Genomic DNA, 24,472 nt, shown 5'->3' with positions numbered 1-24,472 from the left:
GCGTCAGGTCGAGGCGGTCGACGCCTGCCGTGGCAGCGCCACGCGGAAGCGGGTGATGCCGTCGCGCGATTCGGCGCTGATGCGGCCGCCGTGGGATTGCGCCACCTGTTGCGCGATGAACAGTCCCAGCCCCAGGCCGCGATGGCCCCCGGCCGGCCGCGCGCCGCTGCGGAACGGGTTGAACAGTTGCGGCAGCAGTTCCGCGGGAATGCTGCCGCCGTTGCTGACCGTGACCACGACCCGGTCGGCAACGGAACCATCCACCTCGACCCGCACCGGCACGTCGCGGGCGCCGTGGTGCAAGGCGTTGCCGAGCAGATTGGCCAGCACCTGGGCGATGCGCTCGCCGTCCCATTCGCCGACCGGGTCGCCATGGCATTCGGCTTCGATCTGGCGGTCGGCGAAGCCGGCGCGCAATTCGTCCAGGGTGCGGTGGACCAGCGTGTCCATGCCGATGCGCGCCGGCGCCAGCGCCAGTCCGCCGGCCTGGCGGATGCGCGTCACGTCGAGCAGGTCTTCGATCAGGTGCTTCATGCGCTCGCTGCTCTGGAGCATGCGTTGCGCCACGCTGACCACGCGGGCGTCGCCGCCCTGGCGCGCCAGCATCGAGGCGCCCATGATGACCGCCTGCAATGGCGTGCGCAGGTCATGGCTGAGCACGGCCATGAACATGTCGTTGACCCGCAGCGCCTCGGTGCGCGCCTCCAGTTGCTGCGCCAGCGCGCGCCGGCGCTCGTGCAACTCGAAGAACACGTTCGCCTTGCTGCGCAGCATGTAAGGGTCGACCGGCTTGTACAGAAAGTCCACCGCGCCGCTCTCGTAGCCGCGGAACTGCCAGTTCTGTTCGCGCGAGCCGGCGGTGATGAAGATCAGCGGAATGTGGCGGGTGCGTTCGCTGCCGCGGATCAGCTCGGCCAGCTCGAAGCCGTTCATGTCGGGCATCTGCACGTCGAGCAGCGCCAGCGCCACGTCGGGATGATTCAGCAGCAGTTCCAGCGCCTGCGGGCCGGATTGCGCTTTCAGCACCTCGACTCGGTCGCTCGCCAGCAGCGCTTCCAGCGCCACCAGGTTTTCGGGCACGTCGTCGACCAGCAGGCACTTGATGCGGTCATCCGAGGGTTTGGCAGATGTCAATATCATGGTGTGGTGGAAGTGGGTGGGCAGGGCCGCGGCTGCGCGGGCAACTGCGACAGCAGCGCCGCGATGGCGGCGGGCGCCAGGACCAGGGGGGCATCGATGCGCGCCAGGGCGGCGTCGGGCATGGCGCGCATCGCGGCGGTGTCCGGCGCCTGGACCACGGCGCGGCCGCCCGCGGCGTGGATGGCGGCCAGGCCGGCGGCGCCGTCTTCGTTGGCGCCCGACAGCAGCACCCCCAGCAACCGCTCGCCATAGCCGTCGGCGGCGGACTGGAACAGCACGTCGATAGAAGGCCGCGAGAAATGCACCAACGGGCCGATCGACAGCGCCAGGCGCGGCCCACGGTCGACCAGCAGGTGGTAGTCGGGGGGCGCGAAATAGACGTGCCCCGGCTGGATGGGCTGCTGGTCTTCAGCCTCGCACAGCGGCAGCGCGCAGCGGTCGCGGAAGATGTCGACCAAGAGGCTGCGGCGGTCGCGCGGCAGGTGCAGCAGCACGATCACCGCGGCGCGCAGGCCGGCCGGCAGGGCGGGCATCAGCAGGTTCAGGACCTCGATGGCGCCCGACGAGCCGCCGATGACGATGGCGTCCCAGGCGCCCGCCGCCTCGCCGCGATCCGGCGTTGGGGCGCTCACAGGCCGGCCTTCTTGCGGTAGATGCGGTCTTCGAGCACGAAATCGTCGAAGCCGTCTGCCTGGGCGGAAAAGCGCACCGATTCGCGCGAGCCCAGGCCCATGAAGCCGCGATGCACCAGCGCGTCATGGAACAGGCGCAATGCGCGGTTCTGCAGGTCGCGCTCGAAATAGATAAGCACGTTGCGGCACGAGACCAGGTGCACCTCCGCGAACACGCTGTCGGTCGCCAGGCTGTGGTCCGAGAACACCATGTGCTCGCGCAACTGCTTGTCGAACACCACGCGCCCGTAGCGCGCGGTGTAGTAATCGGACAGCGAGCTGCGGCCGCCGGACTGGGTGTGGTTGCTGGTGAAGGCGGCCACCCGGTCCAGGTCGAACACGCCCTGTTCGGCCGCGCGCAGCGCATGCGGATTGATGTCGGTCGCGTAGATCAGGGCGCGGTCCAGCAGGCCTTCCTCATGCAGCAGGATGGCGAGCGAATAGACCTCCTCGCCGGTGCTGCAGCCGGCCACCCACACCTTGATCGAGGGGTAGGTGCGCAGGATGGGCACCACTTCGCGGCGCAGCGCCAGGAAATAGCTGGGGTCGCGAAACATGTCGCTGACCTGGACGGTCAGGAATTGCAGCAGGCTGGTGAACACCGGCGGCTCATGCAGCACGCGGTCCTGCAACTGCGACAGGGTCTTGCAGCCGAAGTGCGACAAGGCGCTGCGCAGGCGCCGCTTGAGCGAGGCCTGGGCATATTCGCGGAAGTCGTAGTGGTACTGGTGATAGATCGCGTCGAGCAGCAGCCGCTGCTCGATATCCTCGGTCTGCGCCTTGGGCGGAGGGGGCAGGGTCATGGTCGCCGGGTCCGGGGCCGCTGGTTACTTGCGCATCCAGACGCGCACCAGCGACAACAGCCGCTCCACGTCCAGCGGCTTGGCGATGTAGTCGTTGGCGCCGGCGGCCAGGCATTTCTCCTGGTCGTCCTTCATGGCCTTGGCGGTCAGCGCGATGATCGGCAAGCGGCGCCACTCCGGCCGCGTGCGGATCTCGCGCATCGCGGTGTAGCCGTCCATCTCGGGCATCATGATGTCCATCAGCACCAGGTCGATCGCCGGGTGGCCGTCCACGCCGACGCGGTCCAGCGCCTCGAGGGCCTCGCGGCCATTGCGCGCGATCTCCACCCGCAGGCCGGTCGGCTCCAGGATGCTCGACAGCGCGAACACGTTGCGCACATCGTCCTCGACCACCAGCACCGTGCGGCCTTCGAGCGCGCTGTCGCGGCTGCGGGCCAGCTCCAGCATCTGGCGCTGCTGCGGCGGCAGGTCGGCCTCGACCTGGTGCAGGAACAGCGTCACCTCGTCGAGCAGGCGTTCGGGCGAGCGCGCGTCCTTGATGATGATGGACTTGGAGAAGCGGCGCAGTTGCTGCTCCTCGTCGCGCGACAGCGCCCGGCCGGTGTACACGATCACGGGCGGGAACGACACGCTCTCCTGCTCGGCCATTTCGCGCAGCAATTCGTAGCCGCTGATGTCGGGAAGGTTCAGGTCCATGACCACGCAATCGAAGGTGGTCTCGCGCAGCAGCTTCAGGGCGGCGCCGGCGGTCGCGGCCGGCACGATCTCCACGTCGTCGCGCGCCAGGAGCTCCCGCACGCTTTCGCGCTGGCGGTCGTCGTCCTCCACCACCAGCACGCGCCGCACGTTCTGGGTGAACTTGGCCTCCAGGCGCAGCAGCGCCTGCGTCAGTTCCTCGCGCTTGACGGGCTTGAGCGCGTAGCCGATCGCGCCGCGGCCCATGGCCTCCTGGGCGTAGTCGGCCACCGACACGATGTGCACCGGGATGTGGCGCGTGTGGGGGTTGCGCTTGAGCTGGTCCAGCACGCCCAGCCCCGAGAAGTCGGGCAGGTTGATGTCGAGCACGATGGCGTCGGGCCGGCGCTGTGCCGCCAGCGCCAGGCCGTCGGTCGCGGTGTGCGCGGCCAGGCAGCCGAAGCCCATTTCGTGCGCCAGGTCGCCGAGAATGCCGGCGAAGCGTTCATCGTCCTCGATGACCAGGATGGTGCGGCCGGCCTCGCGGGCCGGTTCCGGGTCCGGCTGGACGGGCTCGGCCGCCGGCGCGGCGGCGGGCGCCGCCCAGGCGGGGATGGCGGGCGGCGTCGGGATCGGCGCGGGCAGGCTGGGGACGGGCGCCGCGGGCGCGGCCTCCAGGCGCATCGGCAGCAGCAGCGTGAACACGCTGCCTTGCCCCGGCGTGCTGACCAGCGACAGGGATCCGCCCAGCAGCTTGGCCAGGTCGCGCGAGATCGACAGCCCCAGACCGGTGCCGCCATGCTTGCGATGGCTGCTGCCATCGGCCTGGCGGAAGGCCTCGAAAATCAGTTCCTGCTGGTCGGCCGGCACGCCGATGCCGGTGTCCTGCACGGCGAACGACAGCATGTTGCGCGGCGCGCGCGACACCTTGAGCGCAACGCTGCCTTGCTCGGTGAACTTGAGGGCGTTCGACAGCAGGTTCTTCAGCACCTGGCCCAGCCGCTGCGGGTCGGTATGCAAAGACGCCGGCACGTCGGCGGCGATGTCCAGTTCCAGGGTCAGGCGCTTGTCCTGCGCGATCGGGCGCAGCGGATCCAGCAGCCGCTCGAGCGCCGGCGCGATGGCCACGGCCTCGACCTCCACGGTGGCCTGGCCGGCCTCGATCTTGGCCAGGTCCAGAATGTCGTTGATCAGCGCCAGCAGGTCGCTGCCCGCTTCGTAGATGGTCCGCGCATACTTGACCTGGTCGGCGCTCAGGTTGCCCGGCTTGTTCTCGGACAGCAGCTTGGACAGGATCAGCGTCGAATTCAACGGGGTGCGCAGTTCGTGGCTCATGTTGGCCAGGAACTCGCTCTTGTACTGGCTGGCCTGCGTCAGCAGCCGCGCCTTGTCGGTCAGCGCGCCCTGCACCCGCAACAATTGCTCGGTCTGCAGTTCCAGGCTGACGTTGGCCTGCTTGAGCTCGGTCTGCTGCACCTCCATGCGCGCCTGCGATTCCTGCAGGATGCGGCTCTGCTGTTCCAGCTCTTCATTGCTGACGCGCAATTCTTCCTGCTGGGTCTGCAGTTCTTCCGACTGGCGCTGGGTTTCCGCCAGCAGCGCCTCCAGCCGCGTGCGGTCCAGGCCGGCGCGGATCGCCGAGGCCAGCATCTCGGAGGCGCCCTCGAGCAGGCTGCGCTCGCTCTGGCCCACGGCGTGGGTGAAGCCCAGTTCGATCACGGCATAGACCCGATCGTTCTGCATGGCGGGCGCGAGGATCAGTTCGGCCGGATTGGACGTGCCCGTGGCCGACGAGACCGGGAGGTGGCCGGGCGGTACGTCGCGCAGGTGCAGCAGCTTGCGCGAGCTGGCCGCCTGCCCGACCAGCCCTTGCGCGGCGGGGATCTTCTGCGCCAGGCGCTCGGCCGGCAGGGCGTAGCCGCCGAAGAGTTCCAGCTCGTCGCCGCCGTGGTTGACGACGTAGCCGGCGCCGACGCTGGCGTGCAGGTAGTCCGCCAGGTAGTCCAGCGCGCGCTTGCCGATTTCGTCCAGGCGATGATCGCCCCGCAAGCGCAGGCTCAGGCCGGAGAGGCCGGTCGTGACCCAGGCCTGGCGCGCCTTGGCGCGGTACTCACGGATGGTCACGGCGGCCGACGCCAGGATCAGCGCCAGCAGCAACATCGACCCGCCCCATGAGTAATAGGTCGAGGTGGTCGAGGCCGCGGCCCAGGTTTCGCGTTGCTCCTCGACCTGGCCCAGTTGGCGCGTGTACAGGTCGGCGACCAGGTCGCGCAACCGGTCCATCGCTTCCTTGCCGGCATCGGTGCGCACCACGGCCATTGCGCCTTCCACGTCGCCGGCCTTGCGCATTTCGATGGTCTCGCGCAGTTCCGTCAGCTTCTGCTGGGTGATGCCCGCGATGTCGTTGACGATGCGGCGCTGCGCCGAATCCGCGGTGGCCGCTTCCTTGACCAGCGCCAGGCGCTGTTCGATCAACGGCACCGAGCGCAGATACGGTTGCAGGTATGCCGGGTCGCCCGTCAGCAGGTAGCCGCGCTGGCCGATCTCGGCATCCTTGAGCGCCGAGTTGAACAGGCTCAGTTGGCGCACGGTCTCGGTGGCGCGGTCCATGGCCCTGACCGCCTCCGTCCGGGTCTCGGCCGAGCGCACGTTGACGAAGGCGATGACCAGGGTGGCCAGCGCCGCCGTCACGAAACCGGCCATCAAGGTGCGCGGAAGGGTGTGGCGGCTGGCGGATTGTTGCGAATTCGGCATGGGAACGGTTGACGGCTCGGGGAAGAGGACGGCGCGCGGGGCGGGGGGCGGCGCCGACAATTATAGGGACGAGCCGCGATCCCGGCTGCCCGGCCAAACCCGCGAGACTATACAGGCGGATGGGCATTCGTTTCGTCCGGATACAATTACTTCACACATGAAGGGTCCGCATGTCCTAGGATTCGGCGTCTACCCGGTTCCACCTATCCGTCTGCCCGCCGGCGTCCCGCACGCGTGGCAGCGCACAACCATGACGAAAATCCTTTTGGTCGACGACCAGCCCGTGCTGGTCACCCTGATGAGCGAATTCCTGAGCGGCGAAGGCTATGACGTCACGACGCACACGGACGGCCTGACCGCGTTGCAGCAGATGCTCGAAGTGCGGCCGGATCTGGTCATCACCGATCTGTCCATGCCCGGCATGGATGGCGGCGCCTTGCTGACTGCCATGCGCGAGAACGCCTACCTCGGCGATACGCCGGTGCTGGTCCTGAGCGGCCGTCCGCAAGCCGAGATCGCCGCGGTCTGCGAAGGGCGCGCCACCCTGATGCGCAAGCCCGCCGAGCCGCAGGATGTGCTGGCGGCCGTGCGCCGCCTGGCGCCGGCGCCCGTGCGGCGGCCGCGCGCCGGCGCGCCGATCCTGGCGGCGGGCGAGACCCGCGAATTGGCCGCCCTGGCCGCGTAGCGCCGTTTCACCGCGCGCCGGGCTCGGCCCGCGCCTGCGCACGAACTCATATCGAAGACAGGGGCCGGCCGGCGCCGTCAGCGCGCCCCGGCGGCCAGCAGCAGCTGCGCCGTCGCCGCCTGCCTGCGCTGGCGCGCGTGCCACAGGGGGCTGCGGCCATCGCCGTCGCCCAGATTCACATCGGCCCCGCCCGCGATCAGCAGCGCGACCACGGCCTGGTGGTCCGGCCCGCCATCGCTCAGGATGATGGCCTCCAGCAACCCCGTCCAGCCCAGCCGGTTGACATGGTCCGGATCGACGCCGGCCGCCAGCAGCATGCGCACCGTTTCGACCAGGCCGCGTTCGCAGGCCGGGATCAGCGCGGTGCCGCCGTAGCGGTTGGTGCTGCGCAGGTCGGCGCCATGGCGCAGCGTCTGCGCCAGGATGCCGTTGTGACCGCGGGCGCCGGCGTACAGGTAGGCGCTGTCCTGCATGGCGTTCTTGGCGTTGACGTCGGCCCCGGCCTGGATGAGCGCCGAGGCGGCCGCCTCCGCGTTGATCAGCGTGGCGCGCAGCAGCGGCGTGTTGCCGTCGGCGTCGCGCGCTTCCAGCGGCGCGCCCCGGGCCAGCAGGGCCTGGACGCGGGCGGCGTCGCCGTCGCCGGCGGCCTGCAACAGGGCGGCGCCGGCCTCGGTCTCGCCGGCCGCGCCCGAACTGGCCGCGCTGCCCTCCGCGACCGCCAGCAGGGTGGCGGCCAGGAAGGCGCGCCAGGAGCGGATGATGGACATGCGTCGGGTCTCCTTGTCGTGGATACTGCCTCGATTATGCCGCCATGATCCGTCGCCGGCGCCCCGTTTGGCGAATACCGCCGATCGCTGCAGAATCCCGGGATTCCCTTCTCTCCGTTTCCGCCATGGACACCTTCAACTACATGCGCGCCTTCCGGCGCATCGTGGAACTGGGCAGCCTCGCCAAGGCGGCCGAGGACCTGGACATGTCGTCCGCCGGCCTCAGCAAGCAGTTGCGCGCGCTGGAAGCCCACCTGGGCGCGGTGCTGATCCAGCGCACCACGCGCAAGATGAGCCTGACCGACACCGGCGCCGCCTACTATGCCGAATGCTGCCGCCTGCTCGACGAACTGGATACCCTGGAAAAATCCATCAAGCAGCAGGCCGGGCGCGTGGTCGGGCGGCTGCGGGTGAATGCGCCGGTGTCGTTCGCGCTGAGCGTGCTGTCGCCCTTGCTGGCGCGCTTCCTGCGGCAGTACCCGGAGCTGCGGCTGGACCTGGCCATGGAGGACCGGCTGGTCGACGCCGTGGGGCTGGGCTTCGATGTGTCGATCCGCCTGCGGGCGCAACTGGATGATTCCTCGCTGATCGCCCGCCGGCTGGCGTCGCTGACGCAGGTGCTGTGCGCGGCGCCGTCGTATCTTGCCCAGCGCGGCCATCCCGGCAGCGTGGACGACTTGCGGGGACATGACTGCCTCAGCTATAGCCTGGCCGACAGCCCCGGCCCGGTGCCGGACGACGATGCCAGCCATCCCGCCGACCCGTTCGGCGTGCCGACGCGGGTCCAGGCCAACAACAGCCTGATGCTGCGCGACCTGCTGGAAGCCGGCCTGGGAATCGGCGCGCTGCCGTCCTTCCTGGCCGCGCCCGCCATCGCCGAAGGCCGGCTGGCGCGGGTGCTGCCCGATCTGCCCAGCGCGCCGCGCCAGGTCTACGCGGTGTATCCCACCAGCCGTCACCTCCAGCCCAAGGTCAAGGCCTTCGTGGACTTCCTGGCGCAACATCTGCCGGCCGCCATGGGCGGCGATTGTTGACGCCCAGCGAATAGAGTCCTGCCGGCGAACGCCTTACTCGCGCGCCGCCCCGTCCGTAAGCTGGCATCCATTGAAACCCGATGGATGCCCGCATGTTTTCGACCTCGCCCGCCACCCCCGCCGCGCCCGCCGGCAACCCCGCGCCCGCCGCGCCGCGGGTCGTGGACTTCTTCCACGACGTGGTTTGCGGCTGGTGCTACGTCATGTCCCCGCGCCTGCGTCAGGTGGCCGCCGAACTCGGCATCACGGTGCGCCAGCGCAGTTTCGTGCTGCAGGAATCGCCCGAGCAGATGCGTCGGGTGTTCGGCTCGATGGAGCGCGCCAAGCGCGTCATCCTGGGGCATTGGGACGCCTGCGCCCGCCACGATGACGAGGCGCGCATCGACGTCGAGGGCATGCGCGCCGAGACCTTCGACTATCCCAGCGGCCTGGCCGGCGCCCTGGCCTGCCAGGCGGCCCACCTGCTCGCGGGCGACGCGGCGCATTGGGACCTGTTCGACGCGATCCAGCGCGCCCACCTGAGCGAGCATCGCAACATCGGAGACGCCGCGGTCCTGCTGGACATTGCCGTGGCGCAAGGCTTCGACCGCGCCGAATTCGCCCGCATCATGCAGGGCGAGGACGCCTCGCGGCGCGTGCGCGACGACCGCGCCGCCGCCGCGCGGCTGGGCATCGATTCCATCCCCACGCTGGTCGCGGGGCCGCACCAGGCCCGCCTGCAGACCTTGCCGTTGGCCGAGCTGCGGCAGCGCCTGGCGGCGCTGATTCCCGCGCGCGGCTGACGCCGATCCGGCGTCGTCAGCGCTCGCCTTTCCTTTTCCTCAATCCCGCCCGTCCGCCGGACGAGGCTTTCCTGCTCAAGGTGTCTTATGCCGTCCCTTTACTCCCGCAAACTGCTCGGCCTCGCGCTGGGCGTCGTTCTTGCCAGCAACGTGTTCGCGCATGGCGCGCCGTCGCGCGCCCCGGCCTCCGGCCAGGAAGTGGGCGTCAGCCCCTGGGGGCCCGATGACGAGATCGGCCGCCTCAACCTGATCACGCCCGAATCGCGCGCCGCCGTCATGTCGCGCGTGGCCGGCGACAAGGTCTATGACCTGGCCACCGAATACTACGTGGGCATGCCCAGTTGGCAGGACGCCGGTGATCCGCGCTACCAGTTCTGGATGACGCACACGCCGCGCGGCACCGAGGTCGACGATCCGATGGGCGTGGGCAAGGACATGAACGCCACGCGCAGCTACACCGGCACCGCGTTCTCGATGTACAGCCACACCGGCACGCATATCGACGCGCTGAACCACTTCGGCATCCACGGCAAGATCTGGAACGGCTTTCGCGCCGACGAACACCTGGGCGACCGCGGCTGGAAACGCACCGGCATCGAGAAATTCCCGCCGCTGGTGGCGCGCGGCGTGCTGATCGACGTGGCCGCGCTCAAGGGCGTGGACATGCTGCCGGATTCGTACCGCATCACGCGCCAGGACCTGAAGGCCGCGCTGGCGCGCCAGAAGACCGAACTGCGCCAGGGCGACATCGTGCTGATCCGCACCGGCCGCATGAAGCTGTACCACGATCCGGCCGCCTACATGGCCCAGCCGCCCGGCATGGGCCTGGACGCGGCGCGCTATCTGGTGGAAGAGGGCGGCGCCATGATCCTGGGGGCGGACAACCTCAGCTTCGAGACCTTCCCTTCCGAGGTCGCCGACGACTACGTGCCGCTGCATACCTATCTGCTGGCGCAGCAGGGCGTGCCGATCATCGAGCTGGCCGCGCTGGACGAACTGTCGCGCGACAAGGTCTATGAGTTCGCCTTCATCGGCGGGCCGCTGAAGATCCGCGGCGGCGACGCCGCGCCGCTGCGTCCGGTGGCGATGCCCTTGCGCTGAGCGCCGCCGCCGCGCTGACGGCCGCGGGCCGGGCCCCGGCCGTCACCGCGGCGAGCCGTCCGCGCCCGGTCGGTCGAACGCCCGGATCGGCGGCAGCGCGCCGTCATGGCGTTCCACCTGCACCGCCGTCAACTGGCCGCTGCAGCCCTGCGCCAGCGACGAGGTGCCGACGTCGCGCGTCAGGATGTTGGGATTGCCGTGGCCGCACAGCGTCACCTCGCCGTCTTCGTCGCGCACCGGGTCGTACCAGGCGCCGGTGGGCAACTGCGCCACGCCGGGCATGATGGCCTCGCTCAACGTGGCGCTGGCCAGGCAGGCGCCGCGTTCGTTGAACAACCGCACGATGTCGCCCTCGGCGATGCCGCGGGCCGCGGCGTCGGCGGGATGCAGGGTGCAGACCTCGCGGCCCTGGCGCTTCTGCGCGGCGCTGTGAGCGCCGAAATCCAGTTGGCTGTGCAGGCGGGTGGCGGGCTGGTTGGCCACCAGGAACAGGGGATGCGCCGGGGTCGGCGCGTCTTGCGGCGCCAGCCACGCCGGATGGCCGGGGCAGTCGGCATAGCCGAAGCCGGCGATGGTCGGCGAGCTGATCTGCACTTTGCCGCTGGGCGTGGGCAGCGGCTTGCCGGCGGGATCGTCGCGGAAGGCGCGCAGGATGCCGCCGTCGTCGTCCTGTTGCGGCAGCGTCAATTCGCCGCGCTTCCAGAACTCATCGAAGTCCGGCGCGTCCAGGCCTTTTTCCTCGAGGGCCGCGCGGGTTCTTTCATACAGGTGGCGCAGCCATTCGGCGCTGCCGCGGCCTTCGGTGAAGGCCTCGCGCGCGCCCAGCCGTTCGGCCAGGTCGGTGAAGATGTCGTAGTCGTCGCGCGCCTGGCCGTTGGGCGCGGCAATGCGGTGCATGGCCACCAGCAGCGGGTCGGTGGGCGCGCCGCCGATGTCCTCGCGTTCCAGCGTCATCGTGCAGGGCAGCACGATGTCGGCGTGGCGCGCGGTGGCGGTCCAGCCGATCTCGTGCACCACGAAGGTGTCGAGCGTGGCGAAGGCGCGCGCGAGGCGCTTCAGGTCCTGGTGGTGGTGGAAGGGGTTGCCGCCCGCCCAATAGGCCAGCCGGATACGCGGATAATGCATGCGCTTGCCGTTGTAGTCGAACGGCTCGCCGGGATGCAGCAGCATGTCGGCGATGCGGGCCACGGGGATGAAGTCCTTGACGCCGTTCACCCCCTGGGGCAGCGAAGCCACCGGCACCGCGTTGCTGCGCTTGCCGTAATGCGCCAGCGTGCCCAGCGCGTAGGCGTAGCCCCCGCCCGGCAGCCCCAACTGTCCCAGCGCCGCGGCCAGCACCGCGCCCATCCAGACCGGCTGTTCGCCATGTTCGGCGCGTTGCAGCGAATGCGACACGGTAACCAGCACGCGCTTGCCCGGCAGCGACCGCGCGATCCGCGCGATGTCCGCGGCCGGCACGCCGCAGATCGGCGCGGCCCAGGCCGGATCCTTGGCCTGGCCGTCCGTGCGGCCCATCAGGTAATCCTCGAAGCCATCCCAGCCCTCGCAGAAGTCGCGCAGGAACGCCTGGTCATGCCAGCCATTGGCCACCAGCTCATGCACCAGCGCCAGCATCAGGGCCACGTCGGTGCCTGGCGCCGCGCGCACCCATTGCGCCGCCGCCTCCGCCGGCAGGTCGGAGGCGAGCGGACTGATGTTCAGGAAGCGGCAGCCGCGCTGCGCGGCCTGGCGCATCGAGTCGCGCTCGATGTGGCGGCTGATGCCGCCGCTGGCCACGCGCGAGTTCTTCAGCGCCATGCCGCCGAAGGCCAGCACCACGTCGGTGTGCGCGACGATCTGCTCCCAGGTGACGTTGCGGCGCGCCACGTCGTCCATGCTGCCCAGGATGTGCGGCAGGATGACCGCCGAGGCGCCGGCGCTGTAGCTGTTGACCGAACGCACGTAGCCGCCCAGCGCCGTGTTCAGGAAGCGGTGCACCTGGCTCTGCGCATGATGGAAGCGGCCGGCGCTGGACCAGCCATACGAACCGCCGAACACCGCCTGCGGGCCGTGCTGGTCGCGCACCCGGCGCAGTTCGGCGGCCAGCAGGTCCAGCACGTCGGGCCAACTGACCGCCACGTAGTCGTCGCGTCCCCGGCGCGGGTCCGGCCCCGGTCCGCGTTCGAGCCAGCCGCGCCGCACCATCGGCGTGGTCACGCGCGCGGGATGGTCAAGCGCATTGGTGAAGTTCTCTATCAGCGGATTCGGATCCGGATCGCCCGGATGCGGCCGCACGTCCAGCACGCCGTCCCGCCAGGCCGCGGAGAACACGCCCCAATGCGCACTGTGGGGCTTGCGGCCGTCGTCGGCGCGGGCGGGTTGGGAAGAGGCGTCGATCATGGGCGGGTCAGGGGTTGGCGCCCGTGGCGATGGGCGCGCCGGGCTGCGCGCTCCATTCGCTCCACGAGCCGGGGTAGAGGGCCGCGCCGGGCAGGCCGGCGACTTCCATGGCCAATAGATTGTGGCATGCGGTGACGCCCGAACCGCATTGGCACACCACCGCGTCCGGCGCGCGGCCTTCCAGGCGCGCCAGGAACGCTTCGCGCAGCGCGGCAGGCGGCAGGAACCGTCCGTCGGCGCCCAGGTTGTCGCGGAAGAAGCGGTTGCGCGCGCCGGGGATGTGGCCGCCGACCGCGTCCAGGGTTTCGTTTTCGCCCCGGTAGCGGTCGGGCGCGCGGGCATCGAGCACCAGGCGGTCGTGCCTGGCCAGCGCTGCGCGCAAGCCGGTGTAGTCCAGGGTTGGCTGGCGGCCGTCGCGCGCGACCAGCGCGCCTGCCGCGCGCGGGACAGGCGCATCGGTGGTCAGCGGCAGGCCCGCCGCCTGCCAGGCGCCGGCGCCGCCGTCCAGCACCGCCACGGCTTCGTGGCCGATCCAGCGCAGCAGCCACCACAGGCGCGCCGCGTACATGCCGCCGGCGTTGTCGTAGGCGACCACCTGGGTGTCCGGGTTCACGCCCAGCGCCGCCAGGGCCCGCGCCAGCGCGGCGCGGTCGGGCAGGGGGTGGCGGCCGTTGCGGCCGGTCTTGGGGCCGCTCAGCGTGTCTTCGAGGTGGACGTAGAAGGCGCCCGGCAGGTGGCCGGCGTCGTAGTGACGGCGGCCGGCCTGCGGGTCGGTCAATTCGAAGCCGCAGTCCAGCACCAGGATGCGTTCGCGGTGCGGGCCGTGCAAGGCCCGGGCCAGGTCCTGCGCGCAGATCAGCGTGGTGTGCATGCGTCGCTCCCCGCTCAGGCCTGGCCGGCGGCCAGCGCGTCCATCGCACGCAGCGAGTACACGCAGGCGGCGCCGGCCTTGCGGTTGTTGGCGAGGGTGTCGGTCCTGTTCTTCAACATGGGTGGGTATCCTGAAAGGGGGGAACGGGGTCACTGCCCGATCTGCTTGAGCAGGTCCGGCGTGGCGGCTTTGCGGTAGTTGGCGATGTCTTCGACGATGTACTGCTTGAACTGGTCCATCGGCAGGTCGCGCTCCATCGCGGCGTCCTTGCGGATGGTGTTCTGCACCGCGGGGTCCGCCAGCGCGCGCGACAGGTGCTCTGACAGTGTCTTGACCACCGCCGGCGGCGTGCCGGCGGGCGCGGCCAGGCCATACCACTGCGTCATGGTCATGTCGATGCCGAGTTCCTTGAAGGTCGGCACCTCGGGCAGGATCGGGCTGCGCTGGCGGCCGGTCAGCGCCAGCACGCGTAACTGGCCCTGCTGCACCTGCGGCACCAGCGGCGAGGCGGTGGCAAAGAACATGTCGATCTGTCCGCCCAGCATGTCGGTGATGGCGGGGCCGGAGCCCTTGTATGGCACGTGCAGCAGCTTCAGGTGACCCAGTTCCTTGATGGTCTCCATGCCGATGTGGGCGGCGCCGCCGGTGCCGGTCGAGGCAAAGGTCAGCTCCCGCTGCTTGGCGGCGTCGATCACTTCGCGCGCCGTCTTGAAGCGCGACGGCGTGGCCACGAACAGGCCGTGCGGCGCCTCCAGGATCAGGCCGATCGGCGCGAAGTCGTCCGGCACCTTGTACGGCAGGCTCTGCGGCTTGAGCGCCGGCGACACGGCCAGGTTGCCGCTCATCGCCAGCAGGATGGTGTAGCCGTCCGGGGCGGCCTTGGCGACCAGGCCGGCGGCGATGTTGCCGCCCGCGCCCGGCCGATTCTCGACGATCACGGTCTGCCCCAGCGTCTTGCCCATGGCGGTGGCGATCAGGCGGCCGTAGAGGTCGCCGCCGCCGCCCGGCGGAAAGCCCACCACCAGGGTGATGGGACGCTCGGGAAATGCCGCCTGCGCCTGGCCGCCGGCCAGCGCGGCCAGGCCCAGCGTCGCGGCGATGGCGGCGCGCCGCCCCAGCCGGCGCATGGCGCCGCTCGCGAAGGAAATGCCCATGGTGTTTGTCTCCTGTGTATTTTTTATCGGGGGGAACCGTCAGGCCCGCAGCCAGCCGGCTTGATGTCGCTGCACCACCCTGTCCACCGAGGCGGCGCACTGCCCCAGGTAACCCGCCGGATCGGTCAGGCGCAGGATCTCTTCCTCGCCCAGCAGGTTGGCCAGATCCTTGTGCTGGCGCAGCGCCTGGGCGAAATCGAGCTTGTGCGTGATGCCGTGCATCGAGGCCTCGTAGATCCATTCGTGCGCGGTCTGTTTGCCGACGCGCTCGGACAGGTTCAGCATCACGTGTTCGGACAGCAGGTAGCCGCGCATGCGGTCCAGGTTCAGCGCCATGGCGTCGGCGTCCACGCGCAATCCGGCCAGCAGGTTCCTGGCCTGGAACAGCATGGCGCCGGCGATCAGGCAGCATTCGGGCAGCGCCTTCCATTCGATCTTCCAGGCGATGCCGTCGCGCTCGCCTTCCTGCACCATGCCTTCGAGCATCAGCGCGGCGTTGGCGCGCAGCGGCCGGCACAGGCCGGCGAGGTTCTCGGCCGAGGTCGGGTTGCGCTTGTGCGGCATGGTCGACGATCCCAGCTTGCCCTCGGAGAAGGCTTCCTCGACTTCGGCGAATTCATTGCGCTGCATATTGAATAGTTCGTTGCCGATCTTCGACAGCGTGGCGCCGATCATGGCCAGCACCAGCGCGTATTCGGTGTAGCGGTCGCGCGCCGGCGCCCAACTGATGGGCGCCATCTCCAGGCCCAGCCTGGCCAGCGTGCGGCGCTCGACCTCGGCGGCCTGTTCGCCCAGCGAGGCCTGGCTGCCGACCGCGCCGACCACCATGCCGACCAGCACCCGTGTCTCGCATTCCTTCAGGCGCGCGTGATGGCGCGCCAGCTCGTCCAGCCATACCGCGCACTTGTGCCCGAACGTGATGGGCAACGCCTGCACGCCATGCGTGCGGCCGGCCATGGGCGTGTCGCGATGGCTGAGCGCCAGGCGCGCCAGCTCTCGCCCGACGGCGGCAAGGTCGCGCAGGAACACTGCGTGCGCCTGCTTGAGTTGCAGCGCCACGCCGGTGTCGACCACGTCCTGGGTGGTGGCGCCGTAATGCAGCCATTCGCCGTGGTCGGGGCCGCAGCGCGCCTGCAGTTGCTTGAGCGCCGGCACCAGCGAATGCTTGATGCGGCGTATCTCGGCCGACATCGCGGCGATATCGATGTTGGCGACCGAGGCCTGGGCGCGGATCTGCGCGGCGGCCGCGGCCGGGATGATGCCCAGCTCGGCCTGCGCCTCGGCCAGCGCGGCCTCGAACTCCAGCCATTGCTGGATGCGGTTCTCTTCCGAGAAGATGGCGCGCAATTCATCGGTGCTCCACAGGTGCTGGAGCGACTGCATGTCGAAGACGGAAACGGGCATGGTAAGGATCCTGGAGGCTTAGGCGTGATGGGCGGGGCGCGGCAGGAGCCGGCCGGGGTTGAAGGTGCCGCGCGGGTCGAGCGCGTGCTTGAGGCGTTGCATCACGTCGACCGAGACGGCGGGCTTGTATTGCAGGAAGGCGGGCTGCTTGAGGCGGCCGATGCCGTGCTCGGCCGAGATCGAGCCGCCCAGTTGCGCGGCGACCTCGTGCACGATGTCGTGCACGGCGTCTTCTCGCGCCCGGAAGGCGGCGTCGTCCATCGCCAGCGGCTTGCTCTGGTTGTAGTGCAGGTTGCCATCGCCGACGTGGCCGAAGCAGACGATGCGGATGCCTGGCACGAGGGCCCGCAGCCGTGCGTCGGCGAGCGCGATGAAATCCGGGATGCGCGACACCGCCACGGAAATGTCGTGCTTGATGGAGGGGCCGTCCAGCCGCTGCGCTTCAGGCACGTGCTCGCGCAGCGCCCACAGTTCGTGCGCCTGGCGGCCGGAGGCGGCGATCACCGCGTCGGTCACGCCGCCTTGTTCCATCGCGGCCTCGAGCACGCCTTCCACCGCCGGTTCGGGATCCATCCGCGCCGAGGTCTCCGAGACGTCGAACAGCACCGCCCAGGGCGAGGGCCTGGTCAGCGGATCGCGCATGCCGTCCAGCGGGTGCGCCAGCACCTGTTCCAGCGTCTGTCGGCCGATCAGTTCAAAGGCCGTGACGCGCTCGCCGACGGCGTCGGTCAGGCGCGCCAGCAGCTCCACCGCCGCCTGCGGCGTCGGCACCGCGGCCCATACGGTCACCACCTTGCGCGGCAGGGCGTAGAGCCGGAAGGCCGCCGCGGTGACCACGCCCAGGGTGCCCTCTGCGCCGATGAACAGTTGCTTCAGGTCATAGCCGGTGTTGTCTTTGCGCAGCGTGCCCAGGAGCGGCAGCACGCTGCCGTCGGCCAGCACCACTTCCAGCCCCAGCGTCAGCTCGCGGGTATTGCCATAGCGCAGCACCTGTTCGCCGCCGGCGTTGGTGGCGACCACGCCGCCAATGGTGGCGCTGCCTTCCGAGGCCAGTGACAGGGCGAACAGCCGGCCGGCGTCGGCGGCCGCCTGCTGGGCGGACAGCACGGTGCAGCCGGCTTCCAGGATGATGCTGTTGTCCAGCGCATCGACCCGGCGCACGGCGATCATGCGGTCCAGGCTCAGCACCACCTCGCGGCCCGAAGCGTCGGGCGTCGAGCCGCCCACCAGGCCGGTGTTGCCGCCTTGCGGCACCACCGCCACCCCTTGCGCGGCGCACAGCGCCACCACTCGCGAGACGTCCGCCGTATTGGCCGGACGCACCACCGCGCGTGCCACGCCGGGGAAATTGCGGCGCCAGTCCGCCGTGTAGCGGGCCGTGTCGGCCACGCCGGTCAGGACGTGGGACGGCCCGACGATGGCGCCCAGCGCGGCGGCGAATGCATCGATCTGATTCGGCATAATGCTACGGTGCGCGGCGGCGGGCGTAAGGCTCGCGGGTCGCGCCACGCTTGTCTCCTGGGTTGAAACCAGGACGGCATTTCCCTGGTCCGGTAGCCGTCTTTCGTTTCATTGATTAAAATACGTTTTATTGAACAAAACTATAGGAAGCATCCGAAACCGTGTCAAGCGAGAATTCCCCTAAGCCGCCCGCCGGCGTGCTCGAACGCGGTATCTCCGTGCTGGAGTGCTTTGGCGAAGACCATCTGCGCCTGTCGCTGCGCGACCTGGCCGACCGCACAGGCCTGGACAAGGCCACGCTGCTGCGCCTGCTGGGCGTGTTCATCAAGGCGCGCATGATCCATCGCTACGACAGCAGCACCTACGCGCTGGGCCCGGCGTTGCTGCACATGGGCATGCTGTATCGCGATACCTTCGACCTGGGTTCGCGCCTGCAGCCAGCGCTGCGCAACATCGTGGCGCAGACCGGCGAGACCGTGGCCGTGTACGTGCGCAGTGGCGACGACCGCATCTGCCTGTACCGTGAAAACACCACCAAGGAAGTGCGTCATCACGTCGAGGTCGGCACGCGCATCAGCCTGAAAGACGGCGGTTCGTCGGCGCACGTGCTGCGCGCCTTCACCGGCGGCACGACGCCGCTGGCGCGCGACATCCAGGAAAAGGGCTATGCCATGACCCGCTCGGAGCGTGTCGCCGAAATGGCGTCCGTGGCCGTGCCGGTTTTCGATGCCGACGACGCCTTCGTGGGCGCGCTGGTGGTGCTGGGACTGGCCTCGCGGCATAACGAGGCGGCCCAGCGCAAGGCGGTGGAGATTGCGCGCCACGAACTGGCGCAGCAGGGATTCCGCACCGCGCCGCCCGCATCCTGGACGCCGCCGACGCAGGAGTGAAGCGCCTGGCTGCCTTTCAGCCGCGCGGCGCGGCGCCGAACAGGGCGGGCGGCGGCAGGCAGATCCGTGAGTCCCGATCCGCGTCGGTGAAGCCCTCGCACCAGGCCGCGATGGCCCGGGCCGTTTCGTCATCCATGGCCGGCGCGAAGGCGCGCATGCGCGCCAGCAATGCCGGCCAGTCATACGGGTCTTCGGGATCGCCCCGGCGCAGTTGCCGCAACGCGCTGAGCGTGCGGCCGTCTTTCAGCGTCAGTGTCACGCGGCATGGCCGCAGGCGCGGGAAGTCGCGCTGGAACTGGTCGCTGGTGCGCACCGTGATGCGGCGCGCCAGCGCCAGCAGGGCGGGCGCGCGCAGATCGGGTGTCTCCATGTCCTCGATGCCCAAGCGGCCCGTGAGCAGCAGGCGCGCCACCACGTAGCGCAACGAGAAGCAGGTTTCCGCCGGCTTGGCCGGCCAATCGACGCCGGCGATCCTGAGCGCGTGGGTGAAGATCTCGACGTCGACCGATTCGATCGCGTCGGGCGCCGGCGCATGCCGGTCCAGCAATTCGCGGGTGGCGTCCAGCGGCGTGAACAGTTGCGCGCAGCACGGCCAGGCCTTGATGGTGGCGGTGTTCAACCGCTCGCTCGCCTCCAGGCCGCCGTCGAGCGCATCCAGCGGACCATCGCCCGCGAGCAAGGCATACAGTCCGCGCGCGCCGCTGGCGAAGCGCTGCGCGCCCGGCAGGCCGGCGCGCGCGGCGTAGGCCGCGGCCATGCCGTTGCGTACCGCGAAGGCGGGGTGCAGCGACTTGGCTTCGTGCGCGCCGTCGTCCACCAATTGCCACAGGCCGGCGGCCTGGGTGGCGCCGATGCCCAGCGCGTGATGCAGCCGCGCGGCATCCAGCCGCAGGGCCACGCCCGCCGCGGCCGCCGCGCCCACCGCGCCGGCCGTGGCCGTGGCGTGAAAGCCGGCCGCGTGGCGCGTCCCCAGCGCCTCGCCCAGCCGCAGCGAGACCTCGTAGCCGGCGATGACGGCGTCGGCCACCTGCCGTTGCGTCATGCCGCCTGCGCCCGCCAGCGCCAGGGCCGGCGTCACCGACACCACGCCGGGATGCAGCATCGCGGCCCGGTGCGCATCGTCGATCTCACGGACGTGGGCGATGGCGGCATTGGCGAACGCGGCGCCGTTGGCGTGCATCGGCAACCCTCCGAAAACCGGCGCCGTTCCGGGGGCCGGGTTGCAATCGCGGGCAACCTGGCGGTAGGTGTCCGCGGCGGGCGTGGCCGCCGCCGACCAGCCCGCGGTGAACCAGTCGAGCAGGGCTTGCGCCAGGCGGGCGCGGGTGACGGGCGGGATCGGGCGCCTTTGCAGGTCGGTCAGATGGGTGACCAGGGTGCTTTCGGAGGAGGTGGTCATGTTGTTTCATTGAATGGAATATATTTTATTCAACGAAACATTGTGCCGTTTGTCAATCCACCCGCGTGGCGCCAGCCGCGGCGCGCGGCCGTCGCGCGGCGGGCTAGCGGCGCTGCCGCGCCTCGGCACGGCGCCGGCCGCCGTGCATCAGCGCCATGCCCGAGATCGCGAGGGCGGCGCCGATGAACAGGTTCGCGGGCGTGGCCTCGTCCAGCCAGAGGCTAGAGAACAGCACGCCGAAGACAGGCACGAGCGTGATGTAGCCCGAGGCCGCGCCGGCGCCCAGCGCCTTCACGCCCTCGAAGTACCAGGCGTAGGCGATCGCGGTTGCGCCAAACGCCAACGCCAGCAGGCTGCCCCAGGCGCTCGCCGGCGCCTGCCCCAGCTTCTCCCAGGCGGGCACGCCTTCCACCATCAGGCTGGTCAGCAACAGCATCAGCGCGCCGATCACGGTCGTGACGGTGGTGGTGGTCAGGGCGTCCACGCCTTTGAGCACCAGCCGCCCGACCAGGGTGTAGGCCACCCAGCACGCCACGCAGCCGAGCAGCAGCAGTTCACCCAGGCCCACGCCGGCGCCCGTGGCGGCCTGCGGGCCACCGCCGCCGATGGCGATATACGCGCCGATGGCGGACATGATCATGCCGGCCAGGATGGCGGCATTGAGGTGCTCGCGAAACAGGATCGCCGCCAGCAACAGGGTCGCGCCGGGGTTCAGCGTCACCACGATCGCGGCCTTGCCAGCCGGCACCAGTTGCAGGCTCAGCATGAAGAAACTGGAGTAGCCGAACACACCGGCCAGCGCGGCGGCGGCCAGGCCAAGCCATTGATTGCGCGTCAACGACTTCAGGCCGCGCAGCGCCGAGGCGCGGTGCATCCACAGCACCAGCGCCACGCTGGCCAGCAGGAACCGCAGGCTGGCCGCTGCCAGCGGCGCCATCGATTGGGCCACGACCTTGCCCCAGGACCACGAGGCGCCCCACAGCGCCGCCATGCCGACCAGTCGCAGGTGCGTGGCCATCAATGTATTTTTCATGTCTCTTTCTAAGTCTGGCGGCAGGAGTCGCGCGCGGCGCCACAGGGGCAGGGGGAATACGTCGACTCGGCGGGGGGCCGGCCGATCGCAGGCGGGATTTTAGCTGGCAGCCCGCGGGCTGCTTGCGTGTCCGCCAGCCCCTGGCCGCCTGTCGCGCCGCCGCGCCCGCGCTGGCGCCTGCAGCAGGCCGGGTTGTTCCCGTAGCCCTGTACGCGTGGATGACAACGCTGCCGGTATCATTGGCGCCTTTGGCACTGTTCTGAAAAGCCCAGGAGTACCCATGATCCGTCCGCATGCGCCCAGCCGTTTCCTTTTTGCCCTGGCGGCCCTGCTGGCCGCCGCCGGCGCCCTGGCCGCCCAGGATCGGCCCGCCGTGCTCAAGGCGCTGGAGGCGCGCGGACTGCGCGTCGTGGAAGAGTTCAAGGTCGGCGGCGACCTGCGCGCGTTCGCCGGCGTGGCGGGCGACCAGCCGGTGGCGATCTACGTCACCCGCGATGGCAACGCCATTGTCGGCGCCCGCCTGGACGCCGAGGGCAAGCCGCTCGACGACGCCAAGCTGGAAGCGCTGGTCAGCAAGCCGATGGGCGAGCAGGCCTGGGCGCAGCTCGAGAAATCGACCTGGGTGCTGGACGGCAAGAAAGATGCGCCGCGCATCATCTATACCTTCAGCGACGCCAATTGCCCCTATTGCCACAAGTTCTGGGAGGCGGCGCGGCCATGGGTCGATTCAGGCAAGGTGCAATTGCGCCATGTGATGGTGGGCGTCATCCGCCAGGACAGCCCGGCCAAGGCCGCCGCCATCCTGGGCGCCGCCGATCCTACGGCCGCCTTGCTCGAGAACGAGCACAAGTTCAACGCGGGCGGCATCACCCCCGCCAAGAGCGTGCCCGAGAACATCGGCAAGATACTCGACGACAACCAGGCGTTGATGGTGTCGCTGGGCTTTCGCGGCACGCCCGGCATCGTCGTGCGCGACGACGCCGGGGCGCTCAAGAAGTACAACGGCATGCCGCAGGCCGGCAAGCTGGCAGAGGTGTTCGGCCCGCGCTGACGCGGGCCGGGCCTGTCTGGTTCAGCCCTTGCGGCCGGCGGCCTGCAGGATCAGGTCGGCGATCTCGTCGGGATGCGACAACAGCGACAGGTGGCCCGACGCCAGCTCGATGGTGTGGGCGTTCATGCGCTTGGCCAGAAAGCGTTCCAGCTCGGGCGAAGTGGTGCGGTCGTTGGTCGAGACCGCGTACCACGTCGGCTTGTGGCGCCAGGCGGCCTCGGTGGTGCGCGAGGCGAACAACGTGTCCGAGATGCGGCCCTGTTCGGCATACAGCACGCGTGCCTGGACCGGGTCGAGGTCGCCGGCGAAATCATGCAGGAAGGCTTGTTCGTTCAACTGCGCGTAGCCGCCCGACTTGACCAGCCCCGCGCTGGCGGGCGGAGTGGGGAACCGGGCGGCCAGCGCGCCGTAGTCCTCGCCGGCGTCGGGCGCGCGCGCCGCCACGTACACCAGCCCGGCCACCTTGGGATCATTGCCGGCCTGGCTGATCACCGTGCCGGCCCACGAGTGGCCCACCAGGATCGTCGGGCCGTCCTGCAGCGCCAGGGCGCGTTGCGTGGCGGCGGCATCGTCGGCCAGCGAGGTCAGCGGATTCTGCACCGCGGTCACGTGCAGGCCGGCCTTCTGCAGGCGCTCGATCACGGCCGACCAGCTCGAGCCGTCGGCGTAGGCGCCATGCACCAGCACGACGTTGCGGATGGGGGCGGCCTCGGCGGCGGACGCGGCGTGGGCGAGGCCGGCGCCGGCCAGGGCAAAGGCGGCGGCGATGAGGGAATGCTTGATCTTCATGGGATGTCCTTCGGTTCTCGGTCGACAAGGGGCATGCAGGCCTGGGGCGTCCGGCGCGATGTCGCCGACGTCTGCCTGTCCGCCGTAAGACGAACCGGCCTCGGGCTTATTCCCGGGACATGAAAAAGAAAAAGCCGCCCGGTTCGGGGCGGCGGGAGCGCGGGCCTGGCGCGGCGGCTTGGGTTGGCCGGCTCAGGCGTCCGGCGCGACCGCCTGCTGCACCGCGCGCGCGGCTGGCGTGTCGCTCGGGCTGACCACGCCGTAGAAGTAGCGCCCCTGTTTCCAGTACTGCGCCGTCAGGTCGCCGTCGCGCCGCTTGCCGTCGCCGAAATTGACCACGCCGCCGGGCGGACGCACGTAGTACAGCACCGACTCGCCGGCCGGGTTCTGGTAGAGCACCATCGCCGCCGGCCCACACTCCGAGGACATCAGGCGTGCGCCCACCGGCTGGAAGCCGAAGGCGTTGAAGTCGGGCAACGGCGCCGGCTGCACGAAGTGCCGGTTCAGCCAGGCCTGCAATTCGGCCGGCTGGCTGGAACGGAAGTCGACCATCGATGACGCCGCGTCCGAGGCGAACATGCGATAGGCCTGCACCGCGTCGGCCATCGGCAGGTAGCTGGCGCGGAGGGCGGCGTCGCGGATCTGCCAGCCGCCCACGCTGCCCAGCCCCAGCGTCAGCACCAGCGAGGCCGCCAGCGCCATGGCGCGGCGCCGGCGCGCCGCCTGGGCCAGGCGGATCCGCGCCGGGTCCAGCCGGGGCGGCGGCGCGAAGCGGCCCAGGTCGGCATGCTGGCGGCGTAGTTCGTCGGTCTGCCGCCGGATCGCGTCGACCTCGCGCGCGGCGTCCGGATGGTCGGCCAGATAGCGCTCGACCTCGCGGCGGCGCTCGGTATCGAGTTGGCCGTCGGCGTAGGCATGCAGTTCTTGATCGCTGGGAGTCGGCATGGTCATTTCATCAATCGCAGGGCGGGCTTGGCGGCCACATGGCCTTCCGTGATCTCGCGCAGCGCCTTGCGCGCCCGCGACAGCCGGGACATTACCGTACCGATGGGGATATCGAGCACGTCGGCGGCCTCCTGGTAGCCCATGCCCTCCACCGACACCAGCAGCAGCAGGCTCTGCTGGTCGGCCGACAGGCGCGCCAGGTCGCCCAGCGCGGCGCGGGCCAGGGCGACGTCCTCGGCGGACGGCGCCACCGGCTCGGGCGCGCCGCTGAAGAAGTCGAGGATGCGGGCGTAACGCTTGCCGCGCCGCTGGCCGTCCAGGAAACACCGGTACATGATCGAGAACAGCCAGGCCCGCAGGTCGCCGTCGGCGCGGCGGCCGGCGGCCCGCGACAGCGCGCGCTCCATGCACGACTGCACCAGGTCGTCGGCGTTGGCCACGTCGTGGGTCAGCGACAACGCGAAGCGGCGCAGCCGCGGCAGCGCCTCGCGCAGATCATCGTCGGTAAAGCCGCCAGTCATGGGGAAACAAGCCTTTCACGGTACAGGGTTGCCGTAAGACGACTGACGGTCGGGTTTATTCCCGGCCTTGGCGGGGATATTACATTTGCACCGCTCGTCGGGGGAACTCGTATTCCGCGCCCAGGGCCGTATCGCCTGCTGGCGCCGCGCGCCGGCCCCGCTG

General features: G+C 70.2%; 21 protein-coding genes. 6 read left to right on the top strand and 15 right to left on the bottom strand.

What is annotated here, in order from left to right:
• Positions 1-3 precede the first annotated feature (3 nt).
• From AAID08_RS24240 to AAID08_RS24225, 4 genes are read right to left on the bottom strand one after another with little or no spacing between them, the layout of a single operon-like run.
• Complete coding sequence (locus AAID08_RS24240) at positions 4-1,140, bottom strand: hybrid sensor histidine kinase/response regulator (RefSeq protein WP_054484794.1); 1,137 nt, start codon at positions 1,138-1,140, stop codon at positions 4-6.
• Complete coding sequence (locus tag AAID08_RS24235; RefSeq protein ID WP_054500760.1) at positions 1,137-1,772, bottom strand: chemotaxis protein CheB; 636 nt, start codon at positions 1,770-1,772, stop codon at positions 1,137-1,139. Before AAID08_RS24235 ends, AAID08_RS24240 begins: the two co-directional genes overlap by 4 nt.
• On the bottom strand, positions 1,769-2,614 hold the full coding sequence (locus AAID08_RS24230; RefSeq protein ID WP_395756990.1) for a CheR family methyltransferase: 846 nt from the start codon (positions 2,612-2,614) through the stop codon (positions 1,769-1,771). The genes AAID08_RS24235 and AAID08_RS24230 overlap by 4 nt, the downstream gene beginning before the upstream one ends.
• Positions 2,615-2,638: 24 nt before the next feature.
• On the bottom strand, positions 2,639-6,043 hold the full coding sequence (locus AAID08_RS24225) for a response regulator (RefSeq protein WP_395756989.1): 3,405 nt from the start codon (positions 6,041-6,043) through the stop codon (positions 2,639-2,641).
• Between the two features lie 250 nt (positions 6,044-6,293).
• Here AAID08_RS24225 and AAID08_RS24220 point away from each other — a divergent pair, with 250 nt between their 5' ends.
• Positions 6,294-6,728: a response regulator gene (locus tag AAID08_RS24220; protein ID WP_231132852.1), complete on the top strand. Its 435-nt coding sequence runs from the start codon at positions 6,294-6,296 to the stop codon at positions 6,726-6,728.
• A gap of 77 nt (positions 6,729-6,805) precedes the next feature.
• On the opposite strand, the gene AAID08_RS24215 is transcribed toward AAID08_RS24220, so the two are convergent.
• Positions 6,806-7,495 carry an ankyrin repeat domain-containing protein gene (locus AAID08_RS24215; protein ID WP_082401811.1) on the bottom strand — a complete coding sequence of 230 codons (690 nt, stop codon included), beginning with the start codon at positions 7,493-7,495 and terminating at the stop codon, positions 6,806-6,808.
• A gap of 125 nt (positions 7,496-7,620) precedes the next feature.
• Between AAID08_RS24215 and AAID08_RS24210 the strand changes: the two genes are divergently transcribed.
• The 3 genes from AAID08_RS24210 (at position 7,621) to AAID08_RS24200 (ending at position 10,412) form a co-directional block, all read left to right on the top strand.
• Positions 7,621-8,529: a LysR family transcriptional regulator gene (locus AAID08_RS24210; protein WP_395756988.1), complete on the top strand. Its 909-nt coding sequence runs from the start codon at positions 7,621-7,623 to the stop codon at positions 8,527-8,529.
• Between the two features lie 92 nt (positions 8,530-8,621).
• A complete protein-coding gene (locus tag AAID08_RS24205) occupies positions 8,622-9,311 on the top strand; it encodes a DsbA family protein (protein ID WP_395756987.1) in 690 nt (229 codons plus the stop codon).
• Positions 9,312-9,398: 87 nt separating this feature from the next.
• The gene (locus AAID08_RS24200) at positions 9,399-10,412 is read left to right on the top strand and encodes a cyclase family protein (protein ID WP_064525829.1); all 1,014 of its coding nucleotides are present in this window, start codon (positions 9,399-9,401) and stop codon (positions 10,410-10,412) included.
• Between the two features lie 42 nt (positions 10,413-10,454).
• Here AAID08_RS24200 and AAID08_RS24195 read toward each other — a convergent pair whose 3' ends face one another.
• From AAID08_RS24195 to AAID08_RS24175, 5 genes are all read right to left on the bottom strand, one after another.
• On the bottom strand, positions 10,455-12,791 hold the full coding sequence (locus tag AAID08_RS24195; RefSeq protein WP_395756986.1) for a molybdopterin guanine dinucleotide-containing S/N-oxide reductase: 2,337 nt from the start codon (positions 12,789-12,791) through the stop codon (positions 10,455-10,457).
• A 7-nt stretch (positions 12,792-12,798) separates the two neighbouring features.
• Entirely contained in the window at positions 12,799-13,662 is an 864-nt protein-coding gene (locus AAID08_RS24190) for a sulfurtransferase (RefSeq protein WP_395756985.1), read from the bottom strand.
• Between the two features lie 149 nt (positions 13,663-13,811).
• Complete coding sequence (locus tag AAID08_RS24185) at positions 13,812-14,816, bottom strand: tripartite tricarboxylate transporter substrate binding protein (protein WP_054500769.1); 1,005 nt, start codon at positions 14,814-14,816, stop codon at positions 13,812-13,814.
• Positions 14,817-14,855: 39 nt separating this feature from the next.
• On the bottom strand, positions 14,856-16,220 hold the full coding sequence (purB, locus tag AAID08_RS24180) for an adenylosuccinate lyase (RefSeq protein ID WP_116793716.1): 1,365 nt from the start codon (positions 16,218-16,220) through the stop codon (positions 14,856-14,858).
• An 18-nt stretch (positions 16,221-16,238) separates the two neighbouring features.
• Entirely contained in the window at positions 16,239-17,681 is a 1,443-nt protein-coding gene (locus AAID08_RS24175) for an FAD-binding oxidoreductase (protein WP_395756984.1), read from the bottom strand.
• Between the two features lie 197 nt (positions 17,682-17,878).
• On the opposite strand from AAID08_RS24175, the gene AAID08_RS24170 reads away from it, so the two are divergent.
• Positions 17,879-18,571: an IclR family transcriptional regulator gene (locus AAID08_RS24170; protein ID WP_054500772.1), complete on the top strand. Its 693-nt coding sequence runs from the start codon at positions 17,879-17,881 to the stop codon at positions 18,569-18,571.
• Between the two features lie 16 nt (positions 18,572-18,587).
• Here AAID08_RS24170 and AAID08_RS24165 read toward each other — a convergent pair whose 3' ends face one another.
• The gene (locus tag AAID08_RS24165; protein ID WP_395756983.1) at positions 18,588-19,970 is read right to left on the bottom strand and encodes an MmgE/PrpD family protein; all 1,383 of its coding nucleotides are present in this window, start codon (positions 19,968-19,970) and stop codon (positions 18,588-18,590) included.
• A gap of 103 nt (positions 19,971-20,073) precedes the next feature.
• Positions 20,074-21,003, bottom strand: coding sequence for a DMT family transporter (locus AAID08_RS24160; RefSeq protein ID WP_064525841.1), 930 nt, complete (start codon positions 21,001-21,003; stop codon positions 20,074-20,076).
• Positions 21,004-21,283: 280 nt separating this feature from the next.
• On the opposite strand from AAID08_RS24160, the gene dsbG reads away from it, so the two are divergent.
• Entirely contained in the window at positions 21,284-22,054 is a 771-nt protein-coding gene (gene dsbG, locus AAID08_RS24155; RefSeq protein WP_054500775.1) for a thiol:disulfide interchange protein DsbG, read from the top strand.
• Positions 22,055-22,075: 21 nt separating this feature from the next.
• On the opposite strand, the gene AAID08_RS24150 is transcribed toward dsbG, so the two are convergent.
• The 3 genes from AAID08_RS24150 to AAID08_RS24140 all read right to left on the bottom strand — a co-directional run bounded on the left by AAID08_RS24150 (position 22,076) and on the right by AAID08_RS24140 (position 24,309).
• Complete coding sequence (locus AAID08_RS24150; protein ID WP_054500776.1) at positions 22,076-22,843, bottom strand: alpha/beta fold hydrolase; 768 nt, start codon at positions 22,841-22,843, stop codon at positions 22,076-22,078.
• A 192-nt stretch (positions 22,844-23,035) separates the two neighbouring features.
• Positions 23,036-23,788 (bottom strand): anti-sigma factor family protein, encoded by a 753-nt coding sequence (locus AAID08_RS24145; protein WP_395756982.1) that lies wholly within the window; start codon positions 23,786-23,788, stop codon positions 23,036-23,038.
• 2 nt (positions 23,789-23,790) lie between these two features.
• On the bottom strand, positions 23,791-24,309 hold the full coding sequence (locus tag AAID08_RS24140) for a sigma-70 family RNA polymerase sigma factor (protein WP_054500778.1): 519 nt from the start codon (positions 24,307-24,309) through the stop codon (positions 23,791-23,793).
• Positions 24,310-24,472: the final 163 nt, after the last annotated feature.

The sequence above is a fragment of the Achromobacter sp. EB05 genome (genome assembly GCF_044232075.1).
GTDB lineage: Bacteria > Pseudomonadota > Gammaproteobacteria > Burkholderiales > Burkholderiaceae_B > Achromobacter > Achromobacter dolens.
Note: the sequence above shows the minus strand (reverse complement) of the source record. Positions and strands in the feature narration are given on the sequence as shown.